At 64.1% G+C, this 23,015-nt stretch carries 20 protein-coding genes; 7 read left to right on the top strand and 13 right to left on the bottom strand.

Annotated elements, in window-relative coordinates:
- Positions 1-53 precede the first annotated feature (53 nt).
- From POM99_RS05175 to POM99_RS05190, 4 genes are read right to left on the bottom strand one after another with little or no spacing between them, the layout of a single operon-like run.
- Positions 54-935: a LysR substrate-binding domain-containing protein gene (locus POM99_RS05175; protein ID WP_277275795.1), complete on the bottom strand. Its 882-nt coding sequence runs from the start codon at positions 933-935 to the stop codon at positions 54-56.
- A gap of 3 nt (positions 936-938) precedes the next feature.
- Positions 939-1,880, bottom strand: coding sequence for a hemolysin family protein (locus POM99_RS05180; protein WP_277275796.1), 942 nt, complete (start codon positions 1,878-1,880; stop codon positions 939-941).
- Positions 1,881-1,899: 19 nt separating this feature from the next.
- Positions 1,900-2,403 (bottom strand): rRNA maturation RNase YbeY, encoded by a 504-nt coding sequence (gene ybeY, locus POM99_RS05185; protein ID WP_277275797.1) that lies wholly within the window; start codon positions 2,401-2,403, stop codon positions 1,900-1,902.
- Positions 2,400-3,476 carry a PhoH family protein gene (locus POM99_RS05190; protein WP_277275798.1) on the bottom strand — a complete coding sequence of 359 codons (1,077 nt, stop codon included), beginning with the start codon at positions 3,474-3,476 and terminating at the stop codon, positions 2,400-2,402. Before POM99_RS05190 ends, ybeY begins: the two co-directional genes overlap by 4 nt.
- 257 nt (positions 3,477-3,733) lie before the next feature.
- Between POM99_RS05190 and POM99_RS05195 the strand changes: the two genes are divergently transcribed.
- Positions 3,734-4,027, top strand: coding sequence for a hypothetical protein (locus POM99_RS05195; RefSeq protein WP_277275799.1), 294 nt, complete (start codon positions 3,734-3,736; stop codon positions 4,025-4,027).
- A 75-nt stretch (positions 4,028-4,102) separates the two neighbouring features.
- Here the strand turns inward: POM99_RS05195 and POM99_RS05200 are convergent, their stop codons facing one another.
- Together POM99_RS05200 and miaB are read right to left on the bottom strand one after the other, a co-directional pair.
- Entirely contained in the window at positions 4,103-8,416 is a 4,314-nt protein-coding gene (locus POM99_RS05200; protein WP_277275800.1) for a beta strand repeat-containing protein, read from the bottom strand.
- 81 nt (positions 8,417-8,497) lie between these two features.
- Positions 8,498-9,820, bottom strand: coding sequence for a tRNA (N6-isopentenyl adenosine(37)-C2)-methylthiotransferase MiaB (miaB, locus tag POM99_RS05205; protein ID WP_277275801.1), 1,323 nt, complete (start codon positions 9,818-9,820; stop codon positions 8,498-8,500).
- A gap of 92 nt (positions 9,821-9,912) precedes the next feature.
- Here miaB and POM99_RS05210 point away from each other — a divergent pair, with 92 nt between their 5' ends.
- Entirely contained in the window at positions 9,913-10,167 is a 255-nt protein-coding gene (locus POM99_RS05210; protein WP_277275802.1) for a type II toxin-antitoxin system Phd/YefM family antitoxin, read from the top strand.
- Entirely contained in the window at positions 10,164-10,430 is a 267-nt protein-coding gene (locus tag POM99_RS05215) for a Txe/YoeB family addiction module toxin (RefSeq protein ID WP_277275803.1), read from the top strand. The genes POM99_RS05210 and POM99_RS05215 overlap by 4 nt, the downstream gene beginning before the upstream one ends.
- A gap of 328 nt (positions 10,431-10,758) precedes the next feature.
- Here the strand turns inward: POM99_RS05215 and POM99_RS05220 are convergent, their stop codons facing one another.
- The 6 genes from POM99_RS05220 to POM99_RS05245 form a co-directional block, all read right to left on the bottom strand.
- A complete protein-coding gene (locus POM99_RS05220; protein ID WP_277275992.1) occupies positions 10,759-11,652 on the bottom strand; it encodes a 1-acyl-sn-glycerol-3-phosphate acyltransferase in 894 nt (297 codons plus the stop codon).
- 10 nt (positions 11,653-11,662) lie between these two features.
- The gene (locus tag POM99_RS05225; protein WP_277275804.1) at positions 11,663-12,085 is read right to left on the bottom strand and encodes a Fur family transcriptional regulator; all 423 of its coding nucleotides are present in this window, start codon (positions 12,083-12,085) and stop codon (positions 11,663-11,665) included.
- Positions 12,086-12,200: 115 nt separating this feature from the next.
- Complete coding sequence (locus tag POM99_RS05230) at positions 12,201-12,641, bottom strand: Ros/MucR family transcriptional regulator (RefSeq protein WP_277275805.1); 441 nt, start codon at positions 12,639-12,641, stop codon at positions 12,201-12,203.
- Between the two features lie 170 nt (positions 12,642-12,811).
- Positions 12,812-13,282, bottom strand: a complete 471-nt coding sequence (locus POM99_RS05235; protein ID WP_277275806.1) for a GNAT family N-acetyltransferase — start codon at positions 13,280-13,282, stop codon at positions 12,812-12,814.
- Positions 13,283-13,297: 15 nt separating this feature from the next.
- Complete coding sequence (gene tsaB, locus POM99_RS05240) at positions 13,298-13,909, bottom strand: tRNA (adenosine(37)-N6)-threonylcarbamoyltransferase complex dimerization subunit type 1 TsaB (RefSeq protein ID WP_277275807.1); 612 nt, start codon at positions 13,907-13,909, stop codon at positions 13,298-13,300.
- A 38-nt stretch (positions 13,910-13,947) separates the two neighbouring features.
- On the bottom strand, positions 13,948-14,523 hold the full coding sequence (locus POM99_RS05245) for a NifU family protein (RefSeq protein ID WP_277275808.1): 576 nt from the start codon (positions 14,521-14,523) through the stop codon (positions 13,948-13,950).
- Between the two features lie 54 nt (positions 14,524-14,577).
- Between POM99_RS05245 and POM99_RS05250 the strand changes: the two genes are divergently transcribed.
- Both POM99_RS05250 and POM99_RS05255 read left to right on the top strand, forming a co-directional pair.
- Positions 14,578-15,180 (top strand): FKBP-type peptidyl-prolyl cis-trans isomerase, encoded by a 603-nt coding sequence (locus POM99_RS05250; protein ID WP_277275809.1) that lies wholly within the window; start codon positions 14,578-14,580, stop codon positions 15,178-15,180.
- A 54-nt stretch (positions 15,181-15,234) separates the two neighbouring features.
- On the top strand, positions 15,235-18,147 hold the full coding sequence (locus POM99_RS05255) for a M16 family metallopeptidase (protein WP_277275810.1): 2,913 nt from the start codon (positions 15,235-15,237) through the stop codon (positions 18,145-18,147).
- Between the two features lie 427 nt (positions 18,148-18,574).
- Here POM99_RS05255 and POM99_RS05260 read toward each other — a convergent pair whose 3' ends face one another.
- Positions 18,575-19,066: a hypothetical protein gene (locus tag POM99_RS05260; RefSeq protein WP_277275811.1), complete on the bottom strand. Its 492-nt coding sequence runs from the start codon at positions 19,064-19,066 to the stop codon at positions 18,575-18,577.
- Between the two features lie 247 nt (positions 19,067-19,313).
- Here POM99_RS05260 and POM99_RS05265 point away from each other — a divergent pair, with 247 nt between their 5' ends.
- Positions 19,314-20,687 (top strand): class II 3-deoxy-7-phosphoheptulonate synthase, encoded by a 1,374-nt coding sequence (locus POM99_RS05265; protein ID WP_277275812.1) that lies wholly within the window; start codon positions 19,314-19,316, stop codon positions 20,685-20,687.
- A 200-nt stretch (positions 20,688-20,887) separates the two neighbouring features.
- Positions 20,888-22,966 carry a calcium-binding protein gene (locus tag POM99_RS05270; RefSeq protein WP_277275813.1) on the top strand — a complete coding sequence of 693 codons (2,079 nt, stop codon included), beginning with the start codon at positions 20,888-20,890 and terminating at the stop codon, positions 22,964-22,966.
- Positions 22,967-23,015 lie beyond the last annotated feature (49 nt).

Genomic DNA, 23,015 nt, shown 5'->3' on the forward strand with positions numbered 1-23,015 from the left:
GGGGGGAAGTGGCGCAATACGAACGGAAATCGGGGGGTGAAGTAAAGCCCCTCTTACAGGTTGGCCTTGATCATCCAGTCATGGAACAGGCGCACCGGGCGGCTTTGCAGGGCGCGCGGGCGGCAGACGAACCAGTAGGAATAGGGGCTGTCGACATTGATGTCATAGACCCGGGCAAGGCGCGGATCGTGGCTGCGCACGAAGTGATCATCGTGCATGATGGCGATGCCGAGGCCCTGCGCCGCGGCTTCAAGGATCAACTGGCCGGAATCGAAGTGATCGATGGCGGCGGGCTCCAGCGCTTCGAGATGGAGCGTGCGCTTCCATGCCTCGAAGCTGGCCGGAAGATCATTGTGGACGAGGAACGTCTGCTTGTTGAGCTTGGCAAGATCGGGCCGATCGCCCAGCTCGGCGGCCATGGCCTTGCTGGCGATGGCATAGACGCGGTTGTGATCGAGCCGCACCGAATGCAGCGTGGTGTCAGGCCCTTCGGACAGGATGATGGCGGCGTCGATGGTATCGCCCAGCCGGGTATCGGCCTGGTGCGAGCTGTCGATATCGATGTGCAGCTGCGGGTGCAGCTTGCGCAGTTCGCCCAGCCGCGGGAACAGGCGCTGGCTGCCGAACAGCGGCAGCACGCCGAGGCGCAGGCGCATGACCTTGCCGGTATCGACCAGCCGGTCGATGCGGTCGGTCATCTCGTCCATCAGCGGGGCGACGGCGTCGTAAAGCCCCTGGCCTTCCTCGGTCAGCTTCAGCGCCTGGTGCTTGCGTTCGAACAGCGGCTTGCCGACGAATTCCTCAAGCGCGCCAAGGCGGCGGGAGAGAGCCGAGGGGCTGAGCGCGAGTTCGGCCGCCGCCGTCTTGGCAGACCCTGCGCGGACGACGCGGATGAAGGCTTCCAGCGAGCGCAGCGGGGGCAGGCGGCGGATCATCGGTCAGTCTAGCTCTTCGTCTTGCGCGGGGCGCGGGGCATGGAGGCGCAGGCGGGTGAGGCGGCGTTCGTCGCCCCCCGTCACTTCCACCCGCCAACCGCTTTCGTGTTCAAGCACGCGGCCCACGGGCGGCACCTCGCCCGCCAGCACCACGGCGAGGCCACCCAGCGTATCCACGTCCTCTTCCACAATGGCAAGGCGCGGGTCCACCTTTTCCGCCACTTCGTCCAGCTCGACGCGCGCATCGGCATCCCAGGTATCGGGATCGAGCCGGCACAGCAGCTCCTGCGGCGCATCGTCGTGCTCGTCCTCGATCTCGCCGACGATCTCCTCGACCAGGTCCTCGATGGTGATGATCCCATCGGTGCCCGAATATTCGTCGATCACGATGGCGAGGTGGGTGCGGCTGGCGCGCATGTCGGCCAGCACGTCGATCGCGCTGCGCGCCTGGGGCACGAACAGGGGCTGGCGCATCAATGGCAGCCAGTCCTTCGGCCCCGGCCTGCCCGCAAGCGCCATGGCGGAAAGGTGCGGGAACACGTCCTTGATGTGGACCATGCCGATCACCTCGTCGAGCGTATCGCGATAGACGGGCAGGCGCGAATGGCCGTGCTCGGCAAAGGCGGCGACGACCTGCTCGAAGGTGGAATCGGCGGAAATGGCCACGATCTCGCCACGCGGAATGGCGACGTCGTCGGCGTCGTGCTCGCTGAAATGGAGCAGGTTCTTGAGCATCTGGCGTTCGAGCGGGACAAGGTCGCCGTCCGCGCCTTCGTCATGGCCCGGCTCGCCTTCGTGCTCCTCGATCGCTTCCTCGATCTGCGCGCGCAGCGACTGGTCGTGGTCACCCCCCCGGAAAAAGTTCTTCAGCACGCGCCACAGCGCGCCGCTACTGTCTCCTTCGCCCGAACGGCTTTCACCGCCGGACCCGTTGCCTTCGGCCACTGGCCATCACTCCCGTGTGCTACGATGGGTCCGCATATGGGTCGGCAAGGCCCATCAGTGCAAGCGCCTTCCGCTCCAGCGCCTCCATTTCCTCGGCATCGGAGTCAGATGTCTCGTGGTCATAGCCCGCCAGGTGGAGCAGGCCGTGGACGACGAGGTGGCTGGCGTGCGCCTCGGTGGCGATGCCCTTGTCCGCCGCCTCGCGCATGCAGACGCCGTGGGCGAGGATCAGGTCGCCCAGCATGCCCGGCGCATCGGGGTTGGCGGCGGCGGCCAGCACTTCCTCGCGGCTGAGCATGGGGAAGGACAGCACGTTGGTGGGCTTGTCCTTGGCGCGCCACTGCTTGTTGAGCGCGTGGACCTCGTCATCGTCGGCCATGACGAGGCTGACCAGCAGGTGATCGTGCGCCAGTTCGGGCGCGACCTGCGCCGCCGCCTCTGCCGCGCGGCTGGCCAGCGCCTCCCAATCGGTGGAGGAGGGCCAGACGGCGTCGATATCGAGTTCGAGAGTCGGGGCGGTCACGCCTCCTTGCCCTCGTATGCCTCGACGATCCGCCCCACGATCGGGTGGCGCACCACGTCGGCGGTGTTGAAGCGGACGGTGCCGATGCCTTCCACGCCTTCAAGCCGCCCCACCGCATCGGCCAGGCCGCTGGCGGCGGTGCCGCCCGGCAGGTCGACCTGCTTAGGATCGCCGCAGATCACCATGCGGCTGTTCTGGCCGAAGCGGGTGAGGAACATCTTCATCTGCGCCGGCGTGGTGTTCTGCGCCTCGTCGAGGATCACGAAGGCATCGGCCAGCGTGCGGCCGCGCATGAAGGCGATGGGCGCGATCTCGATCTCGCCGCTGGCGATGCGCCGCTCCACCTGTTCGGGCGGCATGCAGTCATACAGCGCGTCGTAGAGCGGGCGCAGGTAGGGATCGACCTTTTCCTTCATGTCACCCGGCAGGAAGCCCAGCCGCTCGCCCGCTTCCACCGCCGGACGTGACAGGATCAGGCGCTGCACGCTGCCGTTGATCAGCTGCGCCACCGCCTGCGCCACGGCGAGGTAGGTCTTGCCTGTGCCTGCCGGGCCGAGCGCGAAGATCACATCTTCCTTCACCAGCGCGCGCATGTATTCGATCTGCGTGGCGCTGCGCGGGACGATGGTTTTCTTGCGGGTGCGGATCATGATCGGCGGCGTGCCCTGCGGCGCGCCGGTGATGATGCCTTCAAGCGTGGGTTCGTTGGACATGGCGATCAGCGAATCCAGCGTTCCGGCGTCGATCTCGTGCCCCTGCTGCAGCCGCTGCAGCATGCCTTTCAGCACATCGCGCGCGCGGGCCACCGAATCCTCAGGCCCTTCGATCAGCACGCGGTTACCGCGTGCCGAGATATAGACACCCATGCGGTTTTCGATCTGGACCAGGTTCTGGTCGAACTGGCCGAACAGCGCACCCAGCATGGTCTGTTCCTCGAACTCGACCTCCACCCGTGCACGGCGCGGGGCCTGCCCGCTGCGATGGTCCCCGGCGTGGGCGATGCCATAGTGGCTGCCGCCATCGTGGGCCGTTTCGCGATGCGCCTCGTGAGCGCGGGGGAACTTGCGGGCCATGCGTCTCCTTAGTCTCTGCCGCCTGAGATTATGCCTGATGGCCGCGCGCGCAAGGTGCGGCGGCGCAAAAAGCGGGGCGGAACGAGGATTTGCACAGCCATGTTGCATCCGTGCTGCGACCATTTGTCACAAGCCGGCGACAAAGCTGATCGGTTTCTGCACGCGGGATACCAAAACGGTTCAGCGACGTTGCGCAAGAAGGGGACCGAGGCCGAACCCCGATGCACCACCAGGGCGGCCCCGAAGGAGAAGAAACGATGCGTAAGTTCCTACTTGCCGCGATTGCCGCCACCCTCTTCGCCCCGGCCATGGCCAATGCCGCGCCGCTTGCCCACGATCGTGCCCAGGTTCGCCACGAACGCGCCGAAGTGCGCCACGACCGCATGGAAATCCGCCACGACCGCCGCACCGGCAACTACGCCGAAGCCCGCCGCGACCGGATGGAACTGCGCCACGACCGCCGCGAACTGCGCGATGCGCGCCACCACTATCGCCATCACGCCCGGCAGCATGCCAAGCACCACCGCCATTGGGTGCGCCACCACGGCTGAGCGGCGAAGCTGGTGAAGGAAAAAGGGGGCGCTTCCAGCCTAGAAGCGCCCCCTTTCCATGCGCGGTTGGTCCGATCAGAGATCCAGCGTGCCGTAGAGCCACCCCGCCACATCGCCAATCTGCGCATCGAGCGAGGACTGTTCGATCAACTGGATATCGGATGCGGAGATCGATGTGCCCGGGGTGAAGGTTGCGACGAGCACCTTTGCCCCGGCACCATTGCCGTCGATATCAGCCCAGAGCTGGCCGCTTCCCTTGTCGTAAATGGCGATGTCATTTCCATCCCTGGCCGAAGTGCCCTGGACAAAGCCCGCCGGCAGAAGTTGGCCGGAAAGAAACGGGTTCAGCACCACGATGCGATCGGTGCCGGAAACGAAGTCGGTAATCTGGGTCGGCGTGGATACAGACCCGTCAGTAATGACGATAAAGGTGTCGGCCCCGGTGCCGCCGGTCAGCCGGTCGTACTGTCCGCCACCAACGAGCACGTCCGCCCCCGCACCACCGAGCAGCGTATCCTGTCCGCCGCCGCCAAAGATCACATCGTCGCCATCGCCGCCATCCAGTGTGTCGTTGCCCGAATTTCCACCCAGCGCATTGGCCTCGGCATTGCCCTTGATCGAAGCGGCAAAGCCGTTGCGCACCACGCCCCCTTCGATGCCTGCGCCGAGGGTGATGCTGGTGGTTGTGGCGACCAGATCGAGACCGTCGCCAGTTGCTTCGCTCACTGTGTCGCCAGTGTTGTCGACGTAGTAGCCATCGTCGCCAAGGCCACCATCCATGCTGTCTGCGCCGATGCCGCCGTCGAGTACGTCGTTCCCTGCGCCACCGATGAGGGTGTCGGCACCCCCGTTGCCATCAAGCCTGTCCGCCCCGCCCGCGCCGTTGAGCAGGTTGGCGGCATCATTCCCGATGATGTGGTTACCCAGTTCATTCCCGGTGCCACTGAGCGCGTTTAGGCCGGTCAGTTCCAATGTCTCGATCTCCTGCCCCGCCCCAAGAGCATAGCTTGCCATGGCAATAACCGTGTCGCGACCAGCGCCGATTGTTTCCAAGACCTGATCGCCGGCGGTATCGACGTAGTAGGTGTCGTCGCCGTTCATCCCCTGCATGAGGTCTGCACCGCCGCGGCCGTCCAGAATGTTGTTGCCGCCTCCGCCTACGATTGTGTTGGCGAGCTCGTTTCCCGTGCCATGGTAGCTGCCGCTGACGGTCAGGTTCTCGACCCATTCGGCAAGCACGTAATCAACATCGGCGAAAACCTGATCGATGCCGCCGCCATTGCTTTCGACCACCGCATCGCCGGTGCTTTCGACGTAGTAGGTGTCGTCGCCCAAGCCGCCATTCATCTGGTCGGCGCCTGCGCCGCCATCGAGGATGTCGTTGCCGTTGCCGCCGTACAGGCTGTCGCGATCGGCGCCGCCAAACAGGGTATCGGCCCCATCGTTGCCTGTCAGCCGGTCCTTGCCCGCTAAACCGTAAAGCGTGTTGTTGCCGGAATTGCCCACAATGATGTTGGCAAGCTCGTTGCCGCCGCCGCTGAAATCCCCTGTTCCGGTCAGGGTGAGGCGTTCAACGTTCGCGGTCAGTCCATAGGACCCGCCGACCACGACCAGGTCGTTCCCTTCGCCGGCGTTCTCCTTCACGACGACGTCTGTCGACTTGAGTTGGAAGGTGTCGTTGCCAAGCCCGCCCTGGAGCACGTCTCCCCGGTCACCATACAGAATGTTGTTCAGTTCGTTGCCGACGATCGTGTTCGCCAGGCTGTTGCCCCATCCGCGCCGGGCGGTGCCGGTAAGGACCAACCCTTCGACATTGGCGATCTTCGCCAGCGAATAGTCCAGGCTGGCGTAGATCGTGTCGAAGCCGGTCGTTAAGCGTTCGTCCACTTTGTCCGCCAGCGTGTCGACATAGTATCTGTCGTCGCCGTTGCCGCCGGCAAGCGTGTCGTCACCCGCGCCACCATCCAGCGTTTCGTTGCCGTTGGTGCCGGTGATGACGTTGTTCAGCGCGTTGCCTGTGCCGGTCAGACCGTCATACAGCGTGAGGTTCTCGAGGTTGTCGCCAAGCGTGTAGTTGTCGATCTTGGTGCTTATCGTGTCCGTTCCGCCACTGGCTTTCTCGATCACGACATCGCCGATGTCGTCGACCAGGTAGGTGTCGTTGCCAGCGCCACCTTCCATCACGTCATTGCCGGCTCCGCCGTATAGCCTGTCATCCCCGCCGCCTCCGCGCAGCGTGTCATTTCCATCGCCACCAAAAAGACCATCGGCAAGGTCGCCGCCCGTCATCAGGTTGTTCAGGGCGTTTCCTTGTGCTGCGGTCGCCGCCTGCCCGGCTTGGGTTGCAAAGTTCTCGATGAATTCCGCCAATGTGCCGCTGCCATAACTGACAATCGTATCGATCCCGCTGTCGGCGGTCTCATCGGTGAGTATATGGCCGCCGAATGCCCAGCGATTGATCACGTAGGTGTCGTTGCCTTCGCCCCCGTAAAGCCAGTCGGAATACCCTCTTGAAATCAGCGTGTCGTTGCCGCCGCCGCCCGCGAGAATGTCGTTGTTGCTGCCATCTCCGCCGCCATCGATAACGTTGTCGGCGCCATTGCCGACGATGGTGTTGGCCTTCCAGTTCCCGGTGCCATTGATGGCTGCATCGCCAGTCAGGGTGAGCTTCTCGATCGAGCCACCGAGGGTGTAGGAAATGCTGGCGAATACCGTATCCCAGTCACCGTAACCTGGGCTTTCGGGGCCGGTCGGCCCGGCATCGATGACCACGTCACCGATATTGTCGACGATGAAGTGGTCGTTGCCCAAGCCGCCATACATCACGTCGGCGCCGAGCCCGCCGTCGATGATATTGTCCGCCTCGTTGCCCACGATCACGTTGTCGAGCGCGTTGCCGGTAGCGCTTGCCTGGGCCGTCCCGAACAGGACGAGGTCTTCCAGATTGGCGCCCAGTGTCCACGAAACCGAACTGCGTACGGTGTCATGCCCGCCGTTGGCACTCGCCTCATCCACGATGTCATCGGAATTTTGGACGACATAGGTATCATCGCCTGCCCCACCGGCCAGATGGTTGATGCCGGCGTTGCCGGTCAATACGTTGGCGCGGTCATTGCCGGTCGCATCGAGGTTCGCCGTGCCGAGCAAAGTCGCGTTCTCGATCTCCCCCGACACGGTCAGGCTGAAGGCCGCGGCAACCGTGTCGCTGCCGCCGTCGGCCAGTTCGACAATCGTGTCCGCCAGGCTGTCGATCACGTAGGTGTCGTCGCCCTTGCCACCGGTCATCGTGTCGGCGCCGAGGCCGCCGTCGAACCAGTTGGCTTCCGCATTTCCCTTCAGCGTGTCGTTTCCGACACTGCCGATCACCCCTTCGATGCCGGTCAGCGTGTCGCTGCCATCTCCCCCGGTGGCCGTGCCGGTTGCCAGATCGACGGTCACGGCTGTCCTGGCATGCTCGTAGGTGGCGATGTCGAAGCCCTTGCCGCCGTCGATCTGGTCGTTGCCGGTGCCGCCTTCCAGCACGTCTTTGTCGATGGCGTTGTTGTCGTAAGTTTGAACGACTCCGCCTTCCCATGTGTCGATTGGGGAAACGGGCCCTTCGCCCCCGAACAGCCTGTCGTTGCCCGCTCCGCCGATCAGGATATCATCCCCGAGATGGCCAGTCAGGACATTGTCGGCGGAATCGCCGACCAGCCGGTCATTTCTGATGGAACCGAGCAGGTTCTCGATACCGCTGAGAGTCAGGGTGGCGAGGCGGCCGGTGTAATCCTTGGCAACCTTCTGCGCGATGCCGACTCTCGCCAGGGAAACGGAGTAGCCCGTGAAATTGTTGGGATCGGGGTCACCCATCCAGAACAGGGCCAACGTATCCCTGCCCGTGCCGCCGTCGATGGTTGCCGTACCGCTGGTTACGCTGATCACATCGTCGCCGGCGCCGGCGGTGATCGAAAAGCCCGCGGCGAGCACCGCCATCGTGTCGTTTCCGGAGGACCCGTTGACGGTCACGGTGCCGGCGTAGTCATGGAAGGCGACAAGTTCGATGCCCGAGACGGTGCCCAGCACGGTGGCCGAGCCGTCGTAGAACCGGCCCGCAGCCAGATCTATGTTGCGGATCGCTCCGGGAGAATCATAGCGGATGTAGAAGGTGTCGAACCCGGCGCCGCCGTCGTATATCTCGCCGACCGCATCGCCGTCGCCCATGCTGCGCAGAATGTCGTTTCCGTCTCCGCCAAAGAGCCGGTCGCGTCCGGGGCCGCCATCGAGCAGATCGTCGCCCAGCCCGCCGTAAAGGAAATCGTTGCCCCCGAGGCCAAGCAACTGATCGGAATAATCGGTACCGTTGAGCGTTTCGCCCGCGTTGGTGCCCAGAATGTTGTTGTAGTAGATCATCGCAAGGTCCCCATGTGCGCTTGGCAACTTGGCACACGGGGTTGCAATTGCGCGACTTTTATTGGGCCATATTGGCCCGGATCAGGACAGGGGCCGGCCCGCGATCGAATTCGGTCCCGCTTCCAGCAGGTCGACTTCCACCAGATCGCCGATCCGGACGTCGGCGATGAAGTGGACGGATTGCAGCCAGGGGCTCTTGCCCAGCCATTGGCCGGGGTGCTTGCCGCGGCGTTCGACCAGGACGGGGCAGCGTTTGCCTTCGCTGGCCTTGTTGAAGGCCAGCTGGTCGCGGTTCAGCGCGGCCTGCAGGCGTTGCAGGCGCTCGTCCATCACGGTGGCCGGCACGTGGCCGTCCATGGTGGCGGCGGGGGTGCCGGGGCGGGCGGAATACTTGAAGCTGAACGCCTGGGCATAGCCGACCGCATCGACCAGGCGCAGCGTGTCCTCGAATTCGGCGTCGGTCTCGCCGGGGAAGCCGACGATGAAATCGCCCGAGAGCGCGATGTCGGGCCGCGCGGCGCGCACGCGGTCGAGCAGCTTGAGGTAGCTTTCGGCCGTATGGCTGCGGTTCATCGCGCGCAGCACGCGGTCGTTGCCCGATTGCACCGGCAGGTGGAGGAACGGCATCAGCTTGGCGTTCGTGCCGTGCGCCTCGATCAGCGCATCGTCCATGTCCGCCGGGTGGCTGGTGGTGTAGCGGATGCGGGCGAGATCGGGGATGCGGGCCAGTTCCTCGGCCAGCCCGGCGAGGCCGATGGCGCGGCCCCTGGCATCCTCGCTGGCCCAGGCGTTCACGTTCTGGCCCAGCAGGGTGATCTCGCGCGCGCCGCCTTCGACCAGCAGCTTCGCCTCTTCCACCAGATCGGCAAAGGGCCGGCTGATCTCTGCGCCGCGGGTATAGGGCACCACGCAATAGGTGCAGAACTTGTCGCAGCCTTCCTGCACGGTCAGGAACGCGCTGGGGCCGGAGCGGCGGCGGCGGGGCAGGGCGGCGAACTTGGCCTCGGCCGGCATGTCGGTTTCGGTGGCGCGGCGGCCCTGCGCGGCTTCGGCCACCATGTCGGGCAGGCGGTGGTACGATTGCGGCCCGACCACGACCTTCACCGAAGGGGCACGGGCCATGATCTCCTCGCCCTCGGCCTGCGCCACGCAGCCGGCGACGGCGATCAGCGGGGTGGTGCCATCATCGCGCCGCAGCCGGCCGATGTCGGAATAGACCTTTTCGGTCGCCTTTTCACGGATGTGGCAGGTGTTCAGCACCACCAGGTCCGCGTCAGCCCCCTCCTCTGCCGCAGCCATGCCCTGCGCCTGCAACAGCTCGCCCATGCGCTCGCCGTCATAGACGTTCATCTGGCAGCCGAAGCTCTTGACGCGAAAGGTCCTGGGGGATGTGGTGGCCGACATAAGCGGCGGCCCATACGCGATTTATCGCGGGGGGTGAAGGGCGGGCTTGATATGTACGGATTATTGTACATATTAGCCACAGGAGACAGCCCATGGACGTTCTGACCTATACCGACACGCGCGCGCATCTGAAGGAAGTGATGGACCGCGTGGTCACCGACCGCGCCCCGGTGGTGATTTCGCGGCAGAAGGGAGAGGCAGTCGTCATGGTCTCGCTCGCTGACTGGAACGCCATCGAAGAGACCATGCACCTGCTGTCGAGCGAGGCGAATGCGGCGCGGCTGCGCGGGGCGATCGGACAGCTCGATGCCGGCAAGGGCGGGGCGCGCGAACTGATCGAACCGTGAGGCTGGTTTTCGCTGACGCCGCCTGGGAGGACTATCTCCACTGGCAGGCCAACGCGCCCAATATCTTGCAGCGCGTGAACGATCTGATCAAGGAATGCCGCCGTACGCCCTTCAAAGGCACAGGCAAGCCTGAGCCATTGAAAGGCGCTCTGAAAGGCTGGTGGTCGCGCCGGATCACGCTGGAGGACAGGCTGGTTTATCGCGTGACGGGCAGCGGATCAGACCAGCAGCTGGAAATTGCGCAATGCCGGTATCATTATTGATCTTGCGCGTACGGCTATACGTCGAAGTCGACAATGCTGCCAAATTCAAACGGAACCTCATGAATCCGCGCTGGCGAAGTTAGGCCGCCGCAAACGTAACCTTGCCGTTCACGTTTAAGAGTTGGTCCTTGCTGCCAGAATCCCACTGAAATGAGGTCGTCACCACATGCTCTGTTAGGGCCGTATTGAACTTCGACCAGCATTTCCGAAGGTCCTGTGCGTCCAACGTGCTTCTTGCAACCGTCAGGCGGCGAGAATTGGACGCAGCCAATGCGACAAGTAATCCCGCTGCGACAAGTATCGCCAGCAGCAACCTGCGGGAACGCACTTACCCCGCCGCCCGATCATGCGCTGCCTGCTCCTGTGCGGTGGCAGGCCCGGTTTCCGGCTCCTTCGGCGCGCTGAACCCCACCTGTGGCACGCTGTGGGCGAAGGGGCGTACCGGGTGGCCGAGCGCGGACTCCAATGCGGGGAGGATGCGGGCGCGCGCCTCTGCGGCGATGGCCTTGCGCCCGGTGTGGTCGCGCGGGTCGAAGGGTTCGAGGAAGTGGACATTGAGGCGGAACGAGCCCTTGCGCGCCAGCACCCGCAGCGCGTTGTCCACGCCGGATTCGGTGCCGATCCAGCCGATCCATTCGCCCACCGGCCCGTAATCGAGCACCACCGGCTGCACCAGCACGCCCGGTGGCGGTGGTTCCAGCACGCGCAGCATCGATGTCTTGAACGGCAGCAGCGACTTGTTGTCGGTAGTGGTGCCTTCGGGGAAGACGGTGATGGACCAGTTGTCGGCCAGTGCTTCCTTCAGCCGGTTGATCTGGTCGGCCACGCCCATGCGGTCTTCGCGGCTGACGAAGACTGTGCGGTTCAGGCGGGAAAGCCAGCCGACCACGGGCGCGCGGTCAAGCTCCGCCTTGGCGACGAACGCCGTGCCGCTGGCCCCGGCGAGCGCCAGGATATCCACCCATGAAACGTGGTTGGCGATGAAGAACACGTCACGCCGCAGATGCGTGCCATGCACGCGAACGCGCGCGCCGCACAGGCGGGCGGCAATCCACAGGAACAGGCGGGGGATGGGCGAGCCGTAATGCACGGTGCGCCAGATGTAATGCAGCGGAACGCAGATGATCAGCGCCAGCACCAGGCCCAGCAGGCGCCAGGCGATGCGGCAGTACCCCAGTCCGGAGATCGGTTCCCCTCTCTGCGGACCTGGAACCGGCGCCATCCGCGCCGGATCAGTTGTCGCGGTCAAGCTTGACCCCGTAGAGCTCCATGCGGTGGTCGACGAGGCGATAGCCGAGCTTTTCGGCAATCTGGCGTTGCAGCACTTCCAGTTCGGGATCGACGAATTCGATGACCTTGCCGGTCTCAACGTCGATCAGGTGATCGTGATGCGCTTCGGGCGTCGCTTCATAGCGGGCGCGCCCGTCGCCAAAGTCGTGCCGGTCGAGAATGCCGGCTTCCTCGAACAGGCGCACGGTGCGGTAGACGGTGGCGATGGAAATGCGCGGATCGCGCTCTGCCGCGCGCTCGTGCAGCTTTTCCACGTCGGGGTGGTCGTTGCTTTCCGACAGGACGCGGGCGATCACCCGGCGCTGTTCGGTGATGCGCAGGCCGCGTTCGGCGCAGAGAGCCTCGATATCGATGGGTTGGTGCACGTTGGACCTGCGAGACGGAATGGGACCGGCGAAACGGAATTGGCCCGCCGATCATAGAGCGGCGGGCCAATTCTTCAACCGTTGCGACCCCGAGAGGGCCGGTTGTTTTATTCTGTCAGGCAGCAGTCTTGCCACGGCCGCGCTTGGGCGCGGGCTTGCGGCCGAGGCCGATCTTCTTGGCCAGTTCGCGGCGCTTTTCGGCATAGGCCGGGGCAACCATCGGGTAATCGGCGGGCAGGTTCCAGCGCGCGCGATACTGTTCCGGCGTCATGTTGTAGCGCGTGGCAAGATGGCGCTTGAGCATCTTCAGCTTCTTGCCGTCTTCCAGGCAGACGATGTGATCGTTCTTCACCGAAGAACGGACCGAAACGGCCGGTTCGGGAGCCGGTTCAGCCACGGCTTCGGGCTGGTTCAGGCCGGCGAGCGCCGAATACACATTGGTGATCAGCGTGGCCAAATCGCCAACCGCAACGCTGTTGTTGCTGACATGCGCGGCAACGATATCGGACGTGAGCGTGATAAGGGTTTCACGCATATCGTTTTCGATTTCACTCATCTCTATCGACCCTCGTTCTATGGTGAATTATCCGCGACCCCGGTGGTTCTGAAAATTTGTGGGATTACGGGCGGGGTTATACAAGATAAATTCTGCAACACAACCATAGTGGCACCCGCTATTGGGCGAAATGACCGAAAATTCATGAAGTGCTGAAAAGCCGCACTTAATCAATCCAGTCGCAGTTCCTGGCTGATCGCGTCGAGCCGCTTTCCCGAAGGAGTGCGGTAGTAGAGCGGCCGAATTCCCGTGGGTACGAAGCCATGCGCGGCGTATAGGTGCCCGGCCGGATTTTCCGCCCGCATTTCCAGGAATATACGATTGATCCCCCGGCCTTTCGCCTGATCAATGAAGCAGGAAAGAAGTGCATGCCCAAGTCCGCGGCGGCGCCAGGCCGGGCTTATGGCGAAGAGAAGAAGTTCTTCTTCATCAAGCACGCTGCGCGACAGGAAAAAGCCGGCAGTCTCTTCGTGCGCTTCGGGGGCCATGCTGCCGCCTGGTGCAACAAGTCCGTAGCGGGTTCCCGATAGCAGCAGCAGGTCGGATACCTGGCGTCGGTTCCAGGCCTCGCCGTATTCGGGCGGGAACGCCTGCACCATGACATCCATGATCCGGTCGATATCGTCGTGCGGTGCGATCATCGAACGTCTTGCCCGTCAGGCCACGGGAACGGAGGGGAGCCGCGCATCGGGTGCGCGGCCATAGGCGGGCACGGGATCGGGCGCGATCGCACCGTCGCGAAGCAGGGCGAACGTCCGGGCATCGGGCCAGAGGGGCACGGCGACAGCGCCGGTGCGGGCTGCAGCCAGCGCATCGGCCTGGCTTCCGGCGATCACCGGGGCCGTCGATGCCGCCATCGCCGCATCGGGGGGGAGCGAGGCGAGGGGGGCAAGCGGAGCCCCTGTCGCGTCGAACGGCTGCAGGAACCATTCGCCATGCCCGCCGGTCATCACCACGTCCACCGGCTGGCCGGGGTGCTGTTCCAGAGCCATGGCGGCGACCAGCGCGAGGCTGGAGAAGCCGGAGACCGGCACGCCCCACGCCAGCGACAGCGCGCGCGCCGCGGCAAGGCCGACGCGTATGCCGGTGAAGCTGCCGGGGCCGCTATCGACCACGATGCGATCGGCGCGGCCCTTGTCTGGCAGCGCCTCGATCATCGGCACCAGCCGTTCGGCATGGCCGCGGCCGAGCATCAGGCATTCGCCGGCAAGCAGTGCACCATCTTCGAACAGGGCGACCGAGCAGGCCTCGGTGGCGCTGTCGATCACCAGGGTGCGCCCAGAAACCGGCAACACGCCGCTCCGGCTCAGGCCGCGCGGACTTCGCTGACTTCGGGCACGTAGTGCTTCAGCAGCGATTCGATCCCGTTCTTCAGCGTTGCGGTGGAAGACGGGCAACCGGAACAGGCGCCCTGCATGCGCAGATAGACCACGCCTTCGCGGAACCCGCGATAGATGATGTCGCCGCCGTCGTTGGCCACCGCCGGGCGCACGCGCGTTTCGATCAGTTCCTTGATCTGCGCCACGACATCGGCATCGGCCGGATCATCGCCCAGATCGGCATCATCGTCAGCCGGGACAGCAAAGTCGGCCGAGCCTTGCGCAAACAGCGGTGCCTGGCTGACGAAATGATCGAGCAGCACCGCAAGCACCTGTGGCTTGGCATCGGACCATTGCGCACCCGGCGCGATGGTAACGGACACGAAATCGCGGCCGAACAGCACCCCGGTGACATCGCCCAGATCGAACAGCGCCTGCGCCAGCGGCGAGGCTTCCGCCTCTTCATGGCTGGTGAATTCGCGCGTGCCGCTGGCCATCACCTGCTCGCCCGGAAGGAACTTCAGCGTGGCGGGGTTCGGGGTGGTTTCGGTTTCTATGAACATGCTTCCGCATGTAGGCCCGGCAGGGCCATGGTCAAGGGGCGGCGCGCAAGGAAAATGGCGGATTTGTTGCAGGTTTCCGCTCTGGCGGAGCGCAAGGCGGGCGACTATGCGCAAGGCATGACCCAAACCTTGCGAATCGCCGCCGCGCTGGCCACCGCGCTCGTCTCAAATTCCGCCCTGGCGCAGGCCCCGGCCCCGGCTCCGGCTCCGGCCGCCGGCGCGGTGATCGCGCTGCCGCTGCAGCCGATGGTGGGCGCGGACAAGCGCACCTGCAACGCCCAGACCGCATCGGGCCTCGGCTACACCGTGCTGAAGGACGCCACCGGCCCCAAGGCGGCCAAGGGCGATTTCGTGCTGGTGAACTACATCGGCTACCTTGCCGCCAACGGCCAGGTGTTCGACCAGAACATGACCACGCCGTTCCAGTCGGATTCGGTGATCCCCGGCTTTTCCGAAGGGCTGGGCATGATGCCGCGCGGATCGATCTACCGGCTCTGCATCCCCGCCGCACTCGGCTATGGCGCGAAGGGGGCGGGTGACGGCATCCCCGCGAACGCCGATCTGGTCTTCCAGGTCGAACTGCTTGATTCCAAGACCGAGGCGGAAGTGGCGGCCATGCGCTCGCAGGCGCAGCAGGGCGGCGCGCCGCAACAGTAACGGCGCGCGCCGGAATTGCGGAAGTGAAGGGCCTATTCACTGGTCCTTCATTTCATGCCCTTCTATAGGGTGATCATGCGATCCCCCAATCGGCCCGTGCGGCGTTTCGGACTTGTCCTTTCCATCCTGCTGGCGGGGACCATTCCGCTGCAACAGGCTGCCGTCGCGGCCCCGCCCGCCAAGGCTGCGGCAGGCGGCACGCCCTGGCTCTATGTCGGGTCAGACGTGCCGCGCGATCCCGCTTGGGTGTTCGGCACCCTGCCCAACGGCGTGCGCTATGCCGTGCGCCACAACGGCGTGCCGCCTGAACAGGTCTCCATCCGCGTGCTGGTCGATGCCGGCTCGATGTACGAGACCGACGCCCAGCGCGGCTATGCCCACCTGATCGAGCACCTCTCGTTCCGCGACAGCAAGTACCTGAAATCCGGTGAGGCGATCCCCACCTGGCAGCGCCTGGGCGCCACTTTCGGCAGCGACACCAATGCCGAGACGAGCGCGACGCAGACCGTCTACAAGCTCGACCTGCCGGACGCCACCGCGCCCAAGCTCGACGAGACGTTCAAGCTGCTCTCCGGCATGATCACCGCCCCCATCTTCACGCCGCAGGGGGTGAAGACCGAGGTGCCGATCGTGCTCGCCGAAATGCGCGAACGCATCGGCCCGCGCGCCCGCGTCATGGACGAGACTCGCTCGCTGTTCTTCGCCGGGCAGCCGCTCGCCAGCCGTTCGCCGATCGGCACGGTCGATACGCTCAACGCCGCCACATCGGAAAGCGTCAAGGCTTTCCATGACAAGTGGTATCGCCCCGACAATACCGTGATCGTGGTGGCGGGCGATGCCGACCCGCAGGTACTGATCGGCAAGATCCGCCAGTGGTTCGGCGACTGGAAGGTCGCAGGCAAGAAGCCGGCGCAGCCCGATTTCGGCGCGCCCGTCGCCCCGCCGGGCACCGACCCCAGGAACCCGGTGGGCGAGGCCAAAGTGCTGGTGGAGCCCGACCTGCCGCGCGTGGTCAACTACGCCATCCTGCGCCCGTGGAAGAAGGTGAACGACACCATCGCCTATAACCAGGGGCTGATGATCGACCGGCTGGGGCTGGCGCTGATCAACCGCCGTCTGGAAACCCGCGCGCGCGGCAACGCCAGCTTCCTCGCCGCCTCGGTGGAGCAGCAGCGCATCAGCCGCAGCGCCGACGCCACGCTGGTGACGATCACCCCGCTGGCCGACGACTGGCGCAGCGCGGTGAAGGACGTGCGCGCGGTTATCGCCGATGCGCTCGCCACCCCGCCCAGCGAGGAGGAAATCGCGCGCGAGGTTGCCGAGTTCGACGTGGCGTTCAAGGTTCCGGTGGAAACGCAGGAAACGCTGGCCGGATCGAAGGTGGCCGACGACCTGACCGACGCCGTGGACATCCGCGAGACGGTGGCCAATCCCGATACGGTCTATGGCATCTTCAGGAAATCGATCCCGCTGTTCACCCCGCAGGCGGTGTTCCAGCACACGCAGGCCCTGTTCAAGGGCACGGTGATCCGCCCGGTCCTGATCACGCCCAAGGCGGGCGATGGCACTGAGGAGGACTTGCGCGCCGCGCTGACCGCGCCGGTGGATGCCGCATCGGGCAGCCGCGTGGCGGCCAACACGCTGAAGTTCGCGGATCTGCCCCCGGTGGGCCAGCCGGGCACGCTCAAGACCGCCGAGGCCGCCGGCCTGCTCGGCATCGAACGTATCGAACTGTCGAACGGCGTGAAGGCGCTGCTGTGGGCCAACAATGCCGAACCGGGCCGGATCATCGTGCGCGTGCGCTTTGGCGGTGGTTATGCGGTGATCGATCCCAGGGATGCGGTCTATGGCCCGCTGGCGGAAACCGCGCTGATGGACGCCGGCATCGGCAGCCTTTCGCGCGACGATCTCGATCGGCTGGCCACGGGCCGCAAGCTGAGCCTCGATTTCGACATCGACGATACCGTGTTCCGCATGGCCGCCGATACGCGCCCGGCGGACCTTGAAGACCAGCTCTATCTCTTCGCCGCCAAGCTGGCGCAGCCGCGCTGGGACGCCAACCCCGTGCTGCGCGCCCGCGCAGCGGCGCAGCTCGGCTATGAAAGCAGCAACACCAGCCCGATGTCGGTGCTGCAGCGTGACCTGCCGTGGCTGCTGAAAGACGGCGATCCGCGCTATGCCACGCCCAACCCGGCCGAACTGCAGAAGGCCACGCCCGAAGGCTTCCGTCGGGTGTGGGAACCGCTGCTGCGCCAGGGCCCGGTGGAAGTGGACCTGTTCGGCGATTTCGATCGCGAAAAGGCCATCGCCGCGCTGGAAAAGACCTTTGGCGCGTTGCCGGCGCGCGATGCCCTGCCGGAAACCGGCTTTGCCCCGCACATCCCGGCGCACAATGCCGAGCCGCTGGTGCTGACCCACCATGGCGACGCCACCACGGCGGCGGCGCTGGTCGCCTGGCCCACCGGCGGCGGGCGAAAAGGCCCGGCGCTGCGCGAATCGCGCCAGCTGGACCTGCTCGCCCAGATCTTCAACATCCGCCTGTTTGACGAGATGCGCGAGAAGATCGGCGCGAGCTATGCCCCGCAGGTCGGCTCCACCTGGCCGCTCGACCTGCCGAGTGGCGGCTATATCGCCGCCACCGTGCAGCTGCGCCCGCAGGACCTGCCCGCCTTCTTCGCCGCGGCAGACAAGATCGCGGCAGACCTTGCCGCCAACCCGCCCACGGCCGACGAGATCGCGCGCGTGACCGAGCCGATGAAGCAGCTGATCACCCGCGCCAGCACGGGCAACGGCTTCTACATGTACCAGCTGGAAGGCGGGGCGCAGGAGCCGGGCAAGTTCCAGGAGATCCGCTCGATCCTGTCGGATTCATCCACCACCACGCCCGAAGCGATGCAGGCCCTGGCCCAGCGATACCTGCGCGCCGACCGCAACTGGAAGGTGGAGGTTGTGCCGCAGCCCAAGTGAGCGTTCGATTACTCGGGCAAGTGCCAGTCAGTCACGAGGTCATAGAACGATTTGTCGCTTTTCACCGAGAGGTGGAAATGGTGGTCGTGCGGACTCGGGCCATTATAGGATCGCCACTCCCAAGGCGACACTGAGGAACTAACGATTTGGCGGTTCCATATGATGTATTTGATGCGGGAATCGCGACTTTCAACTAGCATTTTAGTAATGGCCTGAGCGTCGCATCCATGAATAGGGTCATGCGTGATATCGATTGCTGTAACCACGCCAATTGCACCGTCTTTAACCCAAGGGTTGTGATCCGAACTCCGCGACGCATGGGCCGCATCGCCAATCGTCCCGTCGCTTTCCCTCAAACGGGCTGGATATCGCGCATTGATCTGTTCGCGGAGGTGAGCGAGGCTCCGTGCTACTCGCCAAGACATTACTATTCTCCCACGTCGTAGCAGGCGTTTGAGCTTACCTGTTCGTTGCCAATTGCAAGATTGCCGTAAACGCCTTCAGTCTCATTTGCAGGCGAGGCCGCATTCTGAGCCCGGACACCGGCTACTTCTTCCTTCTTGAGATTCTTGGCCTGTAGCACCCAACTGAGGATTGCATTCCAGAAGCCCGATCCTCCGCTAGCCAAAAGACCGAGCGCTATGATTGCCAATGGTGTTGACCCTACAGGCGCAAGTAGATCGTCGAATGCGGAGCTAGTCAGAAATGCGGTGAGCACACCCGCCAAAATCGAAAGGACATGAAGTGAGGCTCTTCGCTTCGCTTCAGCTGACGCATCTGATAATTCGGTCCTGAGAAAGGGAATAAACCCCTTGATGACTTCGACTAATCTTTCGGACGCGATACTCAGCGTCAAGACAGTCGTGAGGAAAGGCTGCAAGTTGTTTAGAAGCACTGCCCCCTGACCAGGATCAGTCATTGTTCCCCCCATAGCTGAGCACATCATATAGTTACGTAACGATCTCGGTGAGGCAAGAAGAGAGAATTCTAAAATTTCAGTGTATTGCTAATTCGGTTCAATTTTCTCAGCGTGCCGACAGATGGAGGCTGCGGTGAAGAAGCGGTCCGACCGTTGAATCGCGATCGATCACACTGATCGCAAGGCTTCCTTTGCTTTTCGGCGTGCGCGGGCGTATGGGCGCGCGTTCTTGAAAGGATGAGGAACAGTGGCACAGAACTGGAATGCGCAGAGCTGGCGCGGGCATGAAGGGCGGCACCTGCCGGTCTACCCCGACGCGGAGAAGCTGAACGAGGTCGAGCAGACCCTGACGAGCTTTCCGCCGCTGGTCTTTGCGGGCGAAGCGCGCGCGCTCAAGGCTGACCTCGCGCAGGTCGCCGCGGGCAAGGGTTTCCTGCTGCAGGGCGGAGACTGTGCCGAATCGTTTGCCGAGTTCCATCCGAACAACATCCGCGACACCTTCCGCGTGCTGCTGCAGATGGCGGTGGTGCTCACCTTCGCCAGCAAGCAGCCGGTGGTGAAGGTCGGCCGCATGGCCGGCCAGTTCGCCAAGCCGCGTTCCTCGCCGGTGGAAAAGATCGGCGATGTCGAACTGCCCAGCTACCTGGGCGACAACATCAACGGCATCGATTTCACCGCGGAATCGCGCATCCCCGATCCGGTGCGGATGCTGCGCGCCTATAGCCAGGCGGCGGCCACGCTGAACCTGCTGCGCGCCTTCTCCACCGGCGGCTATGCCAACCTGCGCCAGGTCCACCAATGGACGCTGGACCACATCGGCAAGAGCCCGTGGGCGGCCAAGTTCGGCGAGATGGCCGACAAGATCGGCGAAGCGCTGGACTTCATGGAAGCCTGCGGCGTTGATCCGCAGACGGTGCCGCAGCTGAAGGGCACCAGCTTCTACACCAGCCACGAAGCGCTGCTGCTGCCCTATGAAGAGGCGATGACGCGGCAGGATTCGCTGACCGGCGAATGGTATGACACCAGCGCCCACATGCTGTGGATCGGCGATCGCACCCGCTTCGAAGGCTCTGCCCATGTCGAATACCTGCGCGGGGTGAACAACCCCATCGGCATGAAGTGCGGACCCAGCCTGACGCCGGATGCGCTGCTTAAGCTGCTCGATACGCTGAACCCCGCGCGCGAAGCCGGGCGGATCACGCTGATCAGCCGCTTCGGGCATGACAAGGTGGAGGCGGGCCTCGCCCCGCTGGTGCGCGCGGTGAAGAAGGAAGGCCATCCCGTGGTCTGGTCCTGCGATCCGATGCACGGCAACGTGATCAAGGCGGACAACGGCTACAAGACCCGCCCGTTCGACCGGATCATGGCCGAGGCGAAGGGCTTCTTCGCGGTCCATCGGGCCGAAGGCACGCACGCGGGCGGCATCCATATCGAGATGACCGGGCGCGACGTGACCGAATGCACCGGCGGCGCCGTGGCGATCACGCAGGAAGGCCTCGCCGACCGCTACCACACCCACTGCGACCCGCGCCTCAACGCGGCGCAGTCGATCGAGCTGGCCTTCCAGCTCGCCGAACTGCTCAACCTCGAACGCGCGGAGCGCAAGGCGGAAGCGGCCTGATCCGCCAGCGACGAAGTAAAACGCGCGGCGCTCGAGACCTCGTCTCGGGCGCCGCCTTCGTTTCACGCCAAGGTTCAGCGCCTGACCCAATCACGCAATAATCCTCAGCCATCCATTTCGGCACAATTTCTCCGCTCATCTGGCATTGATTTTGCGGGGGGGGGGATTTTAATGCTGCCGGGCACGCGGAGGGGATGCGCATGGTTACGAAGACGGGGACAAGCGGCAACGACAGGCTGATCGGTGGGGTCGGGCCGGACGATCTGCAAGGATTGGCCGGTGACGATATTCTGGACGGCCGTGCCGGCCCCGATTCCATGTCGGGCGGATCGGGGAACGACATCTACTATGTCGATGACATCGGCGATCTGGTTATCGAAAGGGCGGATGAGGGGATCGACACAATCCGATCAACCATCAACTTTACCTGTTCGGCGAACGTCGAGAAGCTCTACCTGATCGGTCCGAACGCGCTGGAAGGGTACGGCAACGCACTGGCCAATACGATCTTCGGCAACCAGTATGCCAATGTCATCGATGGTGGCGCCGGCGCGGACATCATGAAGGGCGGCTCTGGCAACGATACGTATTACGTCGACAACGCCAAGGACCGCGCGGTTGAACTGGCCGGGGAAGGAACTGACAGGGTCATCGCGTCCGTCAGCTTCATCTTGGGCACAAACGTCGAAAACCTGGAATTGGCGGCCGGCCTTGCCATCAATGGGACCGGAAACGACCTGAACAACATCCTGACCGGCAATGGCATGGACAACGTTCTCGATGGCAAGGGCGGCTCTGACACGCTGGTCGGTGGGCTCGGAAACGATACATACATCGTCGACCAAGCCGGTGATCTTGTGACAGAGCTTTTGGGCGAAGGCACGGACACGATCCGCGCCAGCTGTTCCTTCACGCTGGCTGCGAACACCGAGAACCTTTATCTCTTGGGATCGTCGGCTCTCGCAGGCACAGGAAACGAGCTGGCCAACAAGATTTTCGGCAACGAGTATGCCAATGTCATCGATGGCCGTGGCGGTGCGGACATGATGAAGGGAGGGGCGGGCGACGATACCTATTACGTCGACAACGCCAATGACCGTGCAGTGGAGTTGGCCGCTGGGGGAACGGACAAAGTCATTGCGTCGGTCAGCTTCAGCCTGGGCGCCAACATTGAGAATCTCGAACTGGCGGGCACCGCCGCGATTAGCGCTACCGGCAACGATCTCGGCAATGCATTGACCGGCAACAGCGCTGCCAACTTTTTGGATGGCAAGGCCGGGGCCGACACCATGGCGGGCTTGGGCGGAAACGACACCTATGTTGTCGACAATGTCGGCGATGTGGTGGTCGAGGGCGCCTTCGGTGGGTACGATCTGGTGAAGTCGTCTGTCACCTATACTTTGGGTGCGAATGTCGAGGGCCTGACGCTGACCGGAACCGCCGCGATCGACGGCACGGGCAACGCACTGAGCAATGATCTGGTCGGCAACAGCGCAGCCAACACGTTGAGCGGCGGTGACGGCAACGATTACATCAATGGCGGTGCTGGCGCGGATACGATGATCGGCGGCGCCGGGTCCGATCACTACATTGTCGATAACGTCAACGATGTGATCGTGGAAACCGGCTCCGACGCGGAAAGCGTCAAGGCAACCGTAAGCTACACGCTGCCTGCAAGGGTCGAGGCCCTGTTCGCGGCTGATTTCCTTTCCACGAATGCCATCGACCTCACCGGGAACACTGGCGATAACTACCTTGTTGGCAGCCAGGGCGCCAATGTCATTGCTGGCGGCAGTGGCAATGACTGGCTGCTCGGCTACGGTGGAGCGGATACGCTTAAGGGTGATGCGGGCGATGACTGGCTCATCGGCGGCGGCACCGGCGATGTGATGACCGGGGGCACAGGGCAAGACAAGTTCGTCTTCGCATCCCAAGCCGAATTGGGCGTGCCCGTCAGCCAATCGGTGACCGATTTCGTTTCGGGCACGGACAAGATCGTGCTGGTGAGCGATGCGCTATTCGGGTTCTGGATGTTCGGCGCGCCTTCGCCCGAGATGTTTTACGAGGGCACGGCGGCGCACGATGCGGATGACCGCTTCATCTACGACAAGGCCACCGGCAATCTCTATTTCGATCCCGATGGGTCCGGCAAGCTGGCCAAGCAGTTGCTCGGTTCACTCGGCGCGGGCACCACGTTCGTTGCGACCGATATCGAATTGACCACGTCCAACGATATGGCGATGCGTCTCGCGCCGCTGGATCAGACCTACCATTTCTAAAGGCATGCGGCTTTAGGCGACAGGCGCAGTTCAGATCGGTGGAGGCCAT

This window comes from Novosphingobium cyanobacteriorum, from assembly GCF_029436685.1.
GTDB classification, from domain to species: Bacteria; Pseudomonadota; Alphaproteobacteria; order Sphingomonadales; family Sphingomonadaceae; genus Novosphingobium; species Novosphingobium cyanobacteriorum.

Excerpts from the sequence above, each read along its gene's own strand:
- POM99_RS05175 (WP_277275795.1), bottom strand. The coding sequence starts at position 935 with ATGATCCGCCGCCTGCCCCCGCTGCGCTCGCTGGAAGCCTTCATCCGC.
- POM99_RS05190 (WP_277275798.1), bottom strand. The coding sequence starts at position 3,476 with ATGGCCCGCAAGTTCCCCCGCGCTCACGAGGCGCATCGCGAAACGGCC.
- POM99_RS05195 (WP_277275799.1), top strand. The coding sequence starts at position 3,734 with ATGCGTAAGTTCCTACTTGCCGCGATTGCCGCCACCCTCTTCGCCCCG.
- POM99_RS05200 (WP_277275800.1), bottom strand. The coding sequence starts at position 8,416 with ATGATCTACTACAACAACATTCTGGGCACCAACGCGGGCGAAACGCTC.
- miaB (WP_277275801.1), bottom strand. The coding sequence starts at position 9,820 with ATGTCGGCCACCACATCCCCCAGGACCTTTCGCGTCAAGAGCTTCGGC.
- POM99_RS05210 (WP_277275802.1), top strand. The coding sequence starts at position 9,913 with ATGGACGTTCTGACCTATACCGACACGCGCGCGCATCTGAAGGAAGTG.
- POM99_RS05220 (WP_277275992.1), bottom strand. The coding sequence starts at position 11,652 with ATGGCGCCGGTTCCAGGTCCGCAGAGAGGGGAACCGATCTCCGGACTG.
- POM99_RS05230 (WP_277275805.1), bottom strand. The coding sequence starts at position 12,641 with ATGAGTGAAATCGAAAACGATATGCGTGAAACCCTTATCACGCTCACG.
- POM99_RS05235 (WP_277275806.1), bottom strand. The coding sequence starts at position 13,282 with ATGATCGCACCGCACGACGATATCGACCGGATCATGGATGTCATGGTG.
- POM99_RS05245 (WP_277275808.1), bottom strand. The coding sequence starts at position 14,523 with ATGTTCATAGAAACCGAAACCACCCCGAACCCCGCCACGCTGAAGTTC.
- POM99_RS05250 (WP_277275809.1), top strand. The coding sequence starts at position 14,578 with ATGGCGGATTTGTTGCAGGTTTCCGCTCTGGCGGAGCGCAAGGCGGGC.
- POM99_RS05255 (WP_277275810.1), top strand. The coding sequence starts at position 15,235 with ATGCCCTTCTATAGGGTGATCATGCGATCCCCCAATCGGCCCGTGCGG.
- POM99_RS05260 (WP_277275811.1), bottom strand. The coding sequence starts at position 19,066 with ATGACTGATCCTGGTCAGGGGGCAGTGCTTCTAAACAACTTGCAGCCT.
- POM99_RS05270 (WP_277275813.1), top strand. The coding sequence starts at position 20,888 with ATGGTTACGAAGACGGGGACAAGCGGCAACGACAGGCTGATCGGTGGG.